At 39.0% G+C, this 12,356-nt stretch carries 9 protein-coding genes; 1 reads left to right on the top strand and 8 read right to left on the bottom strand.

What is annotated here, in order from left to right:
- Positions 1-220 precede the first annotated feature (220 nt).
- The 5 genes from O9316_RS10625 to eno all read right to left on the bottom strand — a co-directional run bounded on the left by O9316_RS10625 (position 221) and on the right by eno (position 8,251).
- Complete coding sequence (locus O9316_RS10625) at positions 221-1,504, bottom strand: citrate synthase (protein WP_298203937.1); 1,284 nt, start codon at positions 1,502-1,504, stop codon at positions 221-223.
- Between the two features lie 192 nt (positions 1,505-1,696).
- Positions 1,697-4,084, bottom strand: a complete 2,388-nt coding sequence (locus O9316_RS10620; protein WP_298203936.1) for a T9SS type A sorting domain-containing protein — start codon at positions 4,082-4,084, stop codon at positions 1,697-1,699.
- An 11-nt stretch (positions 4,085-4,095) separates the two neighbouring features.
- On the bottom strand, positions 4,096-4,863 hold the full coding sequence (locus tag O9316_RS10615; RefSeq protein ID WP_298203935.1) for a LytTR family DNA-binding domain-containing protein: 768 nt from the start codon (positions 4,861-4,863) through the stop codon (positions 4,096-4,098).
- Between the two features lies 1 nt (position 4,864).
- The gene (locus O9316_RS10610; RefSeq protein ID WP_298203934.1) at positions 4,865-6,814 is read right to left on the bottom strand and encodes a tetratricopeptide repeat protein; all 1,950 of its coding nucleotides are present in this window, start codon (positions 6,812-6,814) and stop codon (positions 4,865-4,867) included.
- Between the two features lie 144 nt (positions 6,815-6,958).
- The gene (gene eno / locus O9316_RS10605) at positions 6,959-8,251 is read right to left on the bottom strand and encodes a phosphopyruvate hydratase (protein WP_298203933.1); all 1,293 of its coding nucleotides are present in this window, start codon (positions 8,249-8,251) and stop codon (positions 6,959-6,961) included.
- A 292-nt stretch (positions 8,252-8,543) separates the two neighbouring features.
- Between eno and O9316_RS10600 the strand changes: the two genes are divergently transcribed.
- Positions 8,544-9,575, top strand: coding sequence for a hypothetical protein (locus O9316_RS10600; RefSeq protein ID WP_298203932.1), 1,032 nt, complete (start codon positions 8,544-8,546; stop codon positions 9,573-9,575).
- Here O9316_RS10600 and carA read toward each other — a convergent pair.
- From carA to O9316_RS10585, 3 genes are all read right to left on the bottom strand, one after another.
- Positions 9,572-10,690: a glutamine-hydrolyzing carbamoyl-phosphate synthase small subunit gene (gene carA, locus O9316_RS10595; RefSeq protein WP_298203931.1), complete on the bottom strand. Its 1,119-nt coding sequence runs from the start codon at positions 10,688-10,690 to the stop codon at positions 9,572-9,574. The genes O9316_RS10600 and carA overlap by 4 nt on opposite strands.
- A 132-nt stretch (positions 10,691-10,822) precedes the next feature.
- Complete coding sequence (rplQ, locus tag O9316_RS10590) at positions 10,823-11,332, bottom strand: 50S ribosomal protein L17 (protein WP_298203930.1); 510 nt, start codon at positions 11,330-11,332, stop codon at positions 10,823-10,825.
- A 27-nt stretch (positions 11,333-11,359) separates the two neighbouring features.
- A complete protein-coding gene (locus O9316_RS10585) occupies positions 11,360-12,352 on the bottom strand; it encodes a DNA-directed RNA polymerase subunit alpha (RefSeq protein ID WP_073361277.1) in 993 nt (330 codons plus the stop codon).
- Positions 12,353-12,356: the final 4 nt, after the last annotated feature.

Raw genomic sequence — 12,356 nt, 5'->3', positions numbered from 1 at the left:
TTAATGTTTGGGGTTCTTTTTCTACATGATAATTTAAATTAAGTTTGACCTATGATTCTGTGTGTTTTGTTGCACTAAATTATTGAATGTTTTTAAAAACAACGACAAAAAACTTATTAAATCGTTGAAAAACATATTTTAATATTTTATATAATATTTTTCTTACAAAAAAATAAAGGGCACAAAAAAAACTCTCCTAAAGGAGAGTTTTTGTAACAGGTTATCGTTGTTCAACTGGAACAAAGGGACGCAAAGCATACCCAGTGTACACCTGACGTGGTCTTCCGATAGGTTCTTTATTGATACGCATTTCTTTCCATTGGGCAATCCAACCGGGCAAACGTCCAATGGCAAACATCACGGTAAACATTTCTGTCGGTATCCCTAGAGCACGGTAAATAATCCCCGAATAGAAATCTACATTAGGATATAAATTACGTGATTTGAAATAATCATCCTCCAAAGCTACTTGCTCCAACTGTTTTGCAATATCCAAAAGCGGATCGTCAACACCTAATTTAGACAAGACTTCATCGGCCGCTTTCTTGATAATTTTTGCACGAGGGTCAAAATTTTTATAAACGCGGTGACCAAAGCCCATTAATCGGAAGGGATCGTCTTTATCTTTCGCTTTTAAAACATATTTGGCGACATCGCCTCCATCATTATTAATTTGTTCCAACATCTCCAAAACCGCTTGATTGGCTCCTCCATGTAAGGGACCCCATAAAGCAGAAACTCCAGCAGAAATCGAAGCAAACAATCCTGCATGCGAAGAGCCTACGATTCGAACCGTTGAAGTGGAACAGTTTTGCTCGTGGTCGGCATGCAAAATGAATAATTTATCCAATGCTTCTACAATGACTTTATCGGATTGATAAGGACCGGTAGGCAATTCAAACATTAATCGCATGAAATTTTCCACATAGCCTTTCGTATTGTCGTAATAATTCAAAGGGAATCCCATAGATTTACGATAAGTCCATGTAGCAATCACAATAAACTTCGCCATTGTTTTACACACAGCGATATACATTTCTTTGTCATCATGGGGATCTACCGACTTGGGATTGAATGCGGTTAAGGCACTGGTCAGAGAAGCCAAAACGCCCATGGGGTGAGCTGTTTTTGGAAACCCATCGATGATGTTTTTCATTTCCTCATTGACCAAAGTATATTTACGAATATCGTCTTCAAATTGATCAAGTTGCGTACGCGTTGGAAGCTCACCGAAAATCAACAAATAAGATACCTCTAGAAAACTTGCTTTTTCGGCCAACTCTTCAATGGCATAACCTCGGTAACGAAGAATTCCTTCTTCCCCATCGAGAAAAGTGATTTTACTCTCACAGGAACCTGAATTTTTGTACCCTGGGTCCAACGTAATAGCACCCGTTAAAGCACGTAACTTTTCGATGTCAATGGCGGCTTCATTTTCGCTTCCAACAATCATGGGAAACTCATACTTCTTGCCATCAATTTCTAATATCGCTGTTTTTGACATAATATAAATAGGAAATTAAATCTGATAAATAATAATTTAACAAAATTAGGGAATTAACCACGAACTAAAAAGGAAAATATCCAACGTTTTCGTTAAATAAATAATAAATTTTGCAAGATTGATATAGCTATACTTCAGACTGAAAATAAGCTAGTATTCACACTAAAAAATGAAAGACTATAAGTAAATGGATTAGTTCTTAATCAGTTTTTTCACAGCACTTCCGTTTTCTGTTTCTACTTTTATCCAATAAACCCCCGAAGCTTTTTGTTGAAAATCAAGTGCATCTTGTAATCCTTGGGTATATCGAATGTGCAACAAACGTCCTTGATTGTCGTACACTTCAATTTTTTGAATGGCTGCCGATGCATGAATGTTCACAAAATCGCTTACGGGATTAGGCGCTACAATTATCCCCACACTATCAGGGGTTTCCGGTAGATTCAAATCTTGATAAACCGTTTGGATAATCCCCGTATTTAGAGGAAGATTATAGTCAAAGAAAATATCCGCACGGCTGTTTACATCGTCTCCATTGCCCAAAGAATCCTTTGAACGAATTCGCATCAACACATTGCCATGACCGCCGGTATCGATTTGTAAATTTGGAAAAAAGATATCAATTAATGCATCCTTTTGACGAACCACTGCAGGAGCAGAAGTATCGAGAATTTGCCAAGAATCTATATCAAATTCAGTCCCATTTATATCTAATCGAACCACGACTTGCGCCGCTTGAGTCGCTCCCGTATTTTCAAAGTTAATCATGTAATGCAAATACGAACCAATTGCGGCTGTAGGCAATTGAGCCCCTTGTAAACACAATAATGAGTTGGGTTCAAATGATGCAATTACCGGCTGTTCAATCACAAACGAATCGTCGTTGGGCTGTTGATCACTATCTACAGGAGTTGCGGTGGCTTGAAAAGGCAAGGTATCGCCTACCCATACAGGAATCGCATCGGTTTCTGCATTCACGGCCAATTGCACATAAACTGTTTGTGTTGCCCATGGTTGTAGGCCCGTGTAATTCCACGTAATAAGTCCTCCCCCACTCTGATTTGGCACCACTGTGGCATTCAGGTAGGTACAGCGTGTAGCATCATAACTCAAGGAAAATGTTCCGTTGGACATTTGGTTGCCTTTATTACGAAGAACAACAACTAAGGTATTGGTAGTCCCGGGCTGAAATAAATATAGTGGTGCGACTGCCACTTCTACATCGTGATACACTCCGTTGGGTGCTAAACACACATCTACAATTTGCTCTTGCCCATTTTGTTGGGAAAATGTAATTGTCTGTTGAGATGGCGTAACTGTGGTATTCACTGCATTTTCAACCCAAGGCGAAAGGATATAATTAACCCCCGTGTTGGGAAATAATGCGTATGAACCATCGTTAGCAGTAAACGTACCGTAATTGGCTCCTCCTTCGACTTTAAGTTTTAAATAACGAACAGGAGCATCATTTGAATCGCATCCATTCTGCCCTGCATCCCATCGGGCTGTTCCGCGAAGGGTGTTGTAATTGCCCCCTGGCGGTATTGTACAAAAGTCGTTGACAGGAACGGTGGAAGTGCCCAAAGCAGTTTGAAAGTCATCAAAAGCCGTTGCATCGGCACAAACGTATTGTAAACTGGGCAAACTCGTTAACGTAAGTTGCTGATAGGTACTCTGTCCGTTTTTGGCAAAAATAAACTGTAAGGAGGGATTGTTATTACATTCCAAAAAGGTAAGTCCTTTTAAAGAATTAAGGTTGAGCGAAGATACATTAGGACAACTAGAAATAGTAACCGAATTTAAACTCGGCGCTAAGGGAAACACAAAAGACGAAAAGCTATTTTGACTGAGATCCACACTCAACAAGTTGGTATTTGACGATAGATCTAAATTTTGCAACCCCATGTTTCGAGCAATTAGGGTTTTCAAATTCACCAAAGCATTAAGATTTGGCGTAAATGAATTGTCTGATAACTTTAAAAAAATAATCCCTGGCGTCGACGATAAATTAAGTGTCGAAAGACTACAACTTTGTAACGATAAAAAGGAGAGCTCGGGTGTGAATTCCAAATTAACTGTCCCCAGCGGATTAAAATCGGCACGAAGGGATTCTAGCAATGCAACGGGTTGTAAATCTAAAGCCCCTAAGTTATTTTGCGAACAATCTAAATCATTCAAAAAGCCTAGTCCATTGAGGGTAAGCGTATTTAGCGCATTGTTGTTAATTTTTAAAATTTCAAGCGCAGGCAGTACCGCATCAAACTGGGTGAGTTGATTAAACGCAAGATTTAATTCGCGACAAGCCGTGAAGGCATTCAATCCCGTGGCATCCGTAAAAGCATTGGGGCTTGGTAAATTAGTATTGTTTAGTTTTAAACGCAATACAACCTGGGCTTCACTCACTTGAATTTCACCATCATTATTGGTATCGACATCACCATCGTAAATACCATCGTCATTAAAATCAGCACAGGAAGTACTAACCAATTTATTCTTCAATACAGCATCGGGAATCACAACCGTTTGTGCTCCTAGGGTAAGTGTACCCATGCTTAACCAGAAGAATAAAATTTTCTTCATATCCTGCGTAGTTATAATGTTTTGGTTATCAATTCTTGCAAGCGTTCTTTGTTTCGTTGTGAAATGGGCAAATGGGTTTGATCGGCCATGATTACATAGCCCCCATTTTTCTTGACGTAACTCTTCAAGAACGTCAAATTAATCAAATGGGACTGATGTATACGAACAAAACCATGGTCTCGCAATAGTTCTTCAAACTCTTTTAAAGTGCGTGAAACCAAAATCGGCTTGTTGTTTCGTATGTAAAATGTGGTATAGTTATCCTCACTTTCGCATCGAATAATGTCGGCGATTTCAAACAAATGAATGCCATCAGAATTCGTGAGGGCAATGCGTTTAAAATTGTTCGTTTGTCGTTTGATATTTTCTAACAACAATTCGACATGCGAGATTCCTGTTGTCTCATTTTGTGATTTTTTCAACTTTTCGACCACCGATTTCAACTCATCTGGATCGACAGGTTTGAGCAGATAATCAAGGGCACTCAACCGAAAAGCTTTCACAGCATATTGCTCATGGGCGGTGATAAATACCACTTGACTTCGCAATGTAGTGTTGTTTTTTGTAAAATATTCAAGCACGTCAAACCCCGTACCGTCGTTGAGTTGGATGTCTAAAAAAATAACTTGAGGTTGCCACTTCTCAATCGCAGCGACTCCAGTGGCTACGTCATCGGCTTCGGCTACAATCGCTACTTCGGGAGCAACCATAGACAATAAACCGCGCATACCACTGCGTAGGTTTGGATCGTCGTCAATTAAAAGGGCGGTTATTTTCATACTATTGTGCTATAAATTGAATAGGGATACTCAAAATCACTTCGGTACCCGATACCGTCCCTTCTGAGGACAATTCTTTTATTTCAACTCCCGCAGTTTTCCCTGTCGTGGAGGCTATTTTTTCTAAGCGCATTCGAATAATTTCGATCGCCATGGATTTATGCACCGATACCGATTGCGCTTTTATTTTTTGTGATGCTGTAATCCCAATCCCGTTGTCGGTAATGGTACATCGCAACTGTTCGGCGTCCAAATCAAAGCGGATGGAAATCAACCCTGCATTTTTCTTCGGCACAATACCGTGAATCAATGCATTTTCCACAAAAGGTTGGATGAGCAGTGGTGGTATTCCCATATTATCTTCAATGTCATCCGACTTTTCAATGGTAAATTCAAAAATCGAATTGAACCGCAATTGCTCCAATTCCAAATAATTTTGAAGCGCATCAATTTCTTTATCTACCGAAATTAAGGATTCTTTTGAAAACTCAAGCGTTAAACGCATTAATTTTGAAAATTTGGCCAAATATTTTACTGCCGATTCTTTTCCATTATTCACAATAAAACTGGAAATCGACCCCAAACAGTTAAAGACAAAATGGGGATTCATTTGCAAGTGCAAGGCTTTCTGTTCATATTCGGCCAGTTCTTTTTGTAACGTCAACGTTTTCTTGATTTGCAAACGATTATACCATAAAAACCCTAATCCAAATAACAACACGGCGATTAAGATGGAGTATACTAATTGTAAGCGATTTCGCTTTGCGGTTTCTTGCAATAGCAAGTCTTTCTTTAACAAGGCTTCTTTTTGCAACAAATTGCGTTTGTCAAATTCAAAATTTAGCTCTGCCTCAACACCTTTCCGTATGGAAGCCGCATTTTGAATACTATCTTTAAGTGTCGTGTATAATTTATAATGACGAAATGCCGCCGTGAGATCGCCTTCTTTTTCGGCCAATTCACTGAGCAATTTCTCAACCAGCATTTGTTGTTCCAACACGTCATTTTGCCGCGCCAATGCTAAAGTTTTTTGCGCATAAAATCGGGCTTTATCCGTTTGCTTTTCCGTTTGCCAAAACTGAGCCAAATAAAAGTACGTATCGCCCAATCCAAAGGATTCTCCGAAAGCAGTAAACGTTTGTTCTGCCGATTGCCAGGCTTGTATTGCCGCGGTTTTTTGACCTTTTTTTTGGTAGAGCAATCCTAGATTATTAAATAATTCTCCCAGACCCCGAGCGTCTTGATTTTTCTCTAAAATAATTTGAGCTTTTTGGTAATACGAAGTAGCACTAGTGTATTGTTTTTGACCTACCAAAGCATTGCCTATATTGGTATACGTCACCCCCAAAACAGGATCATTCGGATCTTTCAGCAGCTTTTCGGTTTTTGTAAAATAGGTTAATGCTTTACCATAAGCCTGTTGCGACTGGTAAAGTACGCCGATATTATTGTACAACCGTGCACATCGTTCAGGTTCGTTTAACTGCTCATAAATTGTTACTGCTTTTAAATAAAACTCGAGCGCTTTGGTGTAATTACTTTGTTCTGAAAAAATAATTCCAAGACTCCCGAGCGCTTTGGCCATTCCTATTTTTACGGAGGGTAATGTTTGATTCTCGGTTTCAAAAATAGATTTTGCTTGTTGAAAATAGCGAAGTGCTCTTTTGTAATTCGACTGCAATACGTCGGCGTTCCCCAAACTAATTAAGGCATAGCCTTCTTGCACATGATCGTCCAATTGTACCGCAAGTTTTTGAGCTTGCAATGCATAGGTTCGCATGGATTCTGGAGCTGCGGGTTTATACGCATCGGATAAAGCATTTAAAAGACGTAAGCGCTCGACAGGATTGTTTTCTTTGCGCAAAACTTGTTGCAAACTATCGGCGCTCTGGGGTTGTGCACCAACCCAGAAATAAAAAAATAAAAAACCGATAATAAATCTGTAACGCATGCCTTTTTAGGTAAGAAATCAAAGATAAACAAATCTTCACATGCACTTTACATCAATGAGCAATTGCGGGGGCAAGACGAGAATTTGCATAAAAAAAAGCCCCATCAACACTTGTGATAGGGCTTGTGTATGAAAAAAACTAACTTATCGTTGTTTAAAGGCTTTTTCACCTGGGAAGTAAGCCGTTTCAGCCAATTCTTCCTCGATACGTAACAATTGATTGTATTTGGCCATACGATCGGAGCGGGAAGCTGAACCCGTTTTGATTTGTCCACAATTGAGTGCTACGGCTAAATCGGCAATCGTAGTATCTTCGGTTTCTCCCGAACGATGCGACATCACTGATGTATACCCTGCATTATGCGCCATGGTGACTGCCGCAATGGTTTCAGACAATGTACCAATTTGATTTACCTTTACCAAAATTGAATTGGCAATTCCTTTTTCGATACCGGTAGCTAAACGCGCAACATTGGTTACAAATAAATCATCACCTACCAGTTGAACTTTGTCACCAATTTTATCGGTCAACATTTTCCATCCGTCCCAATCGTCTTCATACATGCCGTCTTCGATAGACACAATGGGATATTTTGAAGCCAAGGAAGCCAAATAATCGGCTTGCTCTTCTGAAGTACGGACTTTTCCATGTGCCCCTTCAAACTTGGTATAGTCATATTTCCCGTTTACATAAAACTCAGAAGCGGCACAGTCTAGGGCGATTTTGATGTCTTCACCAAACGTATATCCTGCCTTTTCAACAGCTACTTTAATCGAGTCGAGAGCATCTTCAGTTCCTCCTGCCAAGTTTGGTGCAAATCCCCCTTCATCACCTACTGCAGTAGAAAGATGGCGGTCGTGTAACACTTTTTTCAAATGATGAAAAATCTCAGTACCCATTTGCATGGCGTGTGTAAATGACTTTGCTTTTACCGGCATAATCATAAACTCTTGGAAAGCAATTGGAGCATCGGAATGCGATCCTCCGTTGATGATATTCATCATGGGAACTGGTAAAGTGTTTGCAGAAACACCTCCAACGTAACGGTACAAAGGCAAGCCCAATTCATTGGCAGCTGCTTTAGCCACCGCAAGCGAAACCCCTAAAATAGCATTGGCTCCTAAATTGGATTTGTTGGCTGTTCCATCCAAAGTGATCATGGTTTTATCGATACTATTTTGCTCAAAAACAGAAGTCCCAACGAGTTCGGGCGCAATTTTAGTGTTGACATTCTCAACCGCTTTTAAAACGCCTTTTCCAAGGTAATCTTTGCCGCCGTCGCGTAACTCAACCGCTTCATGCTCGCCAGTTGAAGCACCACTTGGGACAGCAGCGCGGCCTAAAACACCATTTTCGGTAACGACATCTACTTCAATGGTAGGATTTCCACGAGAGTCTAAAATTTGACGCGCATGTACTTTAATGATAATACTCATGCTAATAGGAATTTAATAGTTATGCAATGTTCTTTTTACAAAATTAAAGAATCAAAAGGAACCAAAGTTTGAATTCCTCAAAAACTTATAAACTCAATCGATTGCGCATCAGAAAAAAACAGCTCAATAGTGACCATCATGCGCTATTGATATTTTAATGTGTTTTTTCTTACCTTTAAAGCTCTTAATGTTATTTTATCGTATTTTTTTGTATTTTTGTCGAATAAAAAATTGCACAGTTCATTCGCAGTTTGTATTTTTAAACCGTTTTTTAACTAAAACAAGTGAACCCATGAAAACCCTACGCCTCCAATCGATGTTGTTGCTATGCTTTTGTTCTTCGCTGCTGATGGGACAACATTACCGCAATGCGAAAGCCTACATTAATGATTTTGGTAAAAACGAATTGTTTGTCAAGGAATCCTTAATGGAATATTCAAAATCCATTATTGATTTTACACCAGACTCAAGGATTAGTGCTACGATGGAGCGGATTTATAACAAACTGGAAGATATCAACGAAAATCTTTTGCGGAATGACATTGGTATTGAGGGTGATGTGGCTTTACGGGATGCATTCATTCAAATGAATACTAAAACCATTGAATTACTTAAAAACAAATCGCTCAAATTAAATGATTACACGGTACAAAGTGGTTTGGATTATGCGGATATTTTCAAAAATTTTGCCTACAAAGAACATCAAATTGCGAATTATTATAAAGACATCTTAGCCTATGAAACGGCCAAGAAAGCTTTTGGATTAAAGCACCGTATCCTCATTCGTAGTTTCAACAAACGCAATGTATTTGAATACAATGCCTACCAAAATCTTATTTTTTACAAGATTAACGTATTGGATGACAAATTAATGGCGTTATTAAAATTCCGTTCCGTTGACCAAGTACAAGAATGCATGACATTTATGAGTGGCGTATTGCAGGAGTCGATGTTGAAAACGGACTTATATAAGAACGATTACGAAGATCAGAGCTTAATAGAAGCAAATGTTGAGTTTATCCATTTTATCAAAAGTCAAAACGAAGCTTTACTTCCCTTGTTTCAACACTATGTGACCGTGTATGAAGATTTTCAAAAAATTAAAAAGAATTTTCTTGAAAACAACTCTCCGATTAAAGTCGAGGATTACAATGCTGAAGTACGCCGATTTAATGAAATAAAAAACACTTTTTTTGACACGCTCTATGCGATACAAGTCAAAAAAAGTGAATTAGTAAACCGCTGGTATATTACAAACAGTCAGTTCTTAAAAAACAATATTGAATTTGAAGATCTTTACGAAAAATTCACCAACAACGATTAAGCGGTAACTGATTTAACTTGCTGAATTGCTTCAATAAATTGATCAAACAAATAGGAAGCATCGTGTGGCCCCGGACTTGCCTCAGGATGGTATTGTACTGAAAAACAGGGCTTTGACTTCATGCGCATCCCTGCAACGGTTTGGTCGTTAAGATGGTAGTGGGTTATTTCCAAATCAGGATGGCTTTCTAAAGCTTCACGATCGACTGCAAAGCCGTGATTTTGAGAAGTGATTTCCCCTTTCCCTGTCACTATATTCATCACGGGATGATTAATTCCTCGGTGGCCATTAAACATTTTATAGGTAGGTACCCCATTGGCCAAAGCTAGAATTTGATGGCCTAAGCATATTCCAAACACGGGTGTATTGGAAGCAATCATCTGTCGAGCGGTTTCCTGTACTTGCACTAACGGATCAGGATCCCCTGGACCGTTAGACAAAAAATAACCGTCGGGCTGAAGAGCAGCTAAAGTTTCAAAAGGAGTATCGTAGGGAAATACATGAATACAGCAATCTCTTTGCGCTAAATTTCGAAGGATATTGCGTTTTATTCCCAAATCTAAAGCTGCAACATGATAGGTAGCCTCTGTATCGCCAAAGGTATAGGCTTCGGTTGTAGAAACTTTTGAGGCCAACTCTAGTCCTTTCATGTCTGGCACTAAAGCCAATTGGCGTTTGAGTTCGTCAACAGGAGTTCCATCGGTACAAATTACAGCATTTTGAGCACCATGGTCACGTATATAACTTACCAAAGCTCGGGTATCCACATCGGAAATAGCAACAACATGTTGTTTTTCAAAATAAGTAAACAAATCACTTTCGGAATCGGGGCGCGAATGGGTAAAACTAAAATTTTTACACACCAAGCCCGAAATCATAATTTGATCGGACTCGACTTCTATAGCATTTACCCCATAATTTCCGATATGTGCATTGGTGGTTACCATAATTTGACCGAAATATGAAGGATCGGTGAAAACTTCTTGATATCCCGTCATACCGGTATTAAAGCAAACTTCACCAAAAGTGGTTCCTGAAATTCCGATGGATTTTCCATAAAAAATTGTTCCGTCTGCGAGTAGCAAAAGGGCTTGAGGACGTGTAGTATATTTCATAGTGTTGTGTTGTTGTGGGCAAAATTAGGATTTCACTTTGGGATGAAGAAATTCTTTTATCAAACTTTTTAAACAAAAAAAAAGGATAAACCCGAAGGCCCATCCTTTATTATTGTCAATTCAAAAATTGAATTATTCTGCATTTTCAGCGGATTCTTCAGTACTTGCTTGAGGAGCTTCAGGAGCAGCTTCGGCAGCAGGAGCAGCAGTTTCAGCTTTTTTAGCTTTACCACCGCGACGGCTTTTTGCTTTTTTCTCCTCTTTTTTACCTCCGTTGTACAATTCGTTGAAATCTACCAATTCGATCATCGCCATATCAGCGTTATCTCCCAAACGATTACCCAATTTGATAATACGAGTATATCCTCCTGGACGATCACCAACTTTCGCTGCTACATCGCGGAATAATTCTGTAACGGCATATTTATTTCTCAAATAAGAGAAAACGATACGACGATTATGGGTAGAATCTTCTTTTGATTTAGTGATCAAAGGTTCAACGAATACTTTTAGTGCTTTCGCTTTCGCAACTGTGGTGTTGATGCGTTTATGCTCAATTAAAGAACAAGCCATATTCGCCAACATCGACTTTCTGTGTCCGCTTTGTCTACTTAAGTGATTTACTTTTTTTCCGTGTCTCATTTTAAAATCTTTTTACGCAATAAAGCACTAGTCTTTATCTAATTTATATTTTGATAAATCCATTCCGAAGGTTAGGTTTTTGTTGGCTACCAACTCATCCAATTCGGTCAATGATTTTTTACCGAAGTTGCGGAATTTCATCAAATCATGTTTGTTAAACGAAACCAAATCGCCAAGGGTTTCCACTTCAGCTGCTTTCAAACAGTTCAGGGCGCGAACAGACAAATCCATATCGACCAATTTTGTTTTTAACAACTGACGCATGTGAAGGGATTCTTCATCATACGTATCGGTTTGAGCGATTTCGTCAGCTTCCAACGTGATACGCTCGTCAGAGAAAAGCATAAAATGGTGGATCAAAACTTTAGCTGCTTCTGTTAAAGCATCTTTCGGATTGATTGAACCGTCGGTTTTGATTTCGAAAACTAACTTTTCGTAGTCGGTTTTTTGTTCCACACGGAAGTTTTCGATGGCATATTTCACATTGACTACTGGGGTAAAGATAGAGTCAATATAGATCGTACCGAATGGAGCATTTTGTTTTTTATTTTCTTCGGCGGGAACGTATCCACGACCTTTTTCGATCGTTAATTCGATATTGAAATTAACTTTAGAATCAAGATTACAAATCACCAATTCTGGATTTAGAACCTGGAAACCGGAGATGAATTTTTGGAAATCACCCGCAGTAATTTGGTCTTTTCCAGTCAAGGAAACAGTTACCGACTCATTATCGATATCTTCGATTTGACGTTTGAAACGAACTTGCTTCAAATTCAAAACGATTTCGGTTACATCTTCCACAACACCAGAGATCGTTGAAAACTCATGCTCAACACCCTCGATTCTTACAGAAGTAATTGCGTAACCTTCTAAAGCGGATAACAACACGCGACGCAGTGCGTTACCCACAGTCAATCCATATCCCGGTTCTAAAGGTCTGAATTCAAACTTACCTTCAAAATCGGTAGAATCGATCATGATTACTTTGTCTGGTTTTTGAAAATTAAATAATGCCATAATT

The sequence above is a fragment of the Flavobacterium sp. genome (genome assembly GCF_027533505.1).
Lineage (GTDB): Bacteria > Bacteroidota > Bacteroidia > Flavobacteriales > Flavobacteriaceae > Flavobacterium.
The sequence above is the reverse complement of the archived record's forward strand: the minus strand, read 5'-3'. Positions and strand labels throughout refer to the sequence as shown.

Coding starts and splice junctions, on each gene's coding strand:
- O9316_RS10625 (WP_298203937.1), bottom strand. CDS start 1,504: ATGTCAAAAACAGCGATATTAGAAATTGATGGCAAGAAGTATGAGTTT.
- O9316_RS10620 (WP_298203936.1), bottom strand. CDS start 4,084: ATGAAGAAAATTTTATTCTTCTGGTTAAGCATGGGTACACTTACCCTA.
- O9316_RS10615 (WP_298203935.1), bottom strand. CDS start 4,863: ATGAAAATAACCGCCCTTTTAATTGACGACGATCCAAACCTACGCAGT.
- O9316_RS10610 (WP_298203934.1), bottom strand. CDS start 6,814: ATGCGTTACAGATTTATTATCGGTTTTTTATTTTTTTATTTCTGGGTT.
- eno (WP_298203933.1), bottom strand. CDS start 8,251: ATGAGTATTATCATTAAAGTACATGCGCGTCAAATTTTAGACTCTCGT.
- O9316_RS10600 (WP_298203932.1), top strand. CDS start 8,544: ATGAAAACCCTACGCCTCCAATCGATGTTGTTGCTATGCTTTTGTTCT.
- carA (WP_298203931.1), bottom strand. CDS start 10,690: ATGAAATATACTACACGTCCTCAAGCCCTTTTGCTACTCGCAGACGGA.
- rplQ (WP_298203930.1), bottom strand. CDS start 11,332: ATGAGACACGGAAAAAAAGTAAATCACTTAAGTAGACAAAGCGGACAC.
- O9316_RS10585 (WP_073361277.1), bottom strand. CDS start 12,352: ATGGCATTATTTAATTTTCAAAAACCAGACAAAGTAATCATGATCGAT.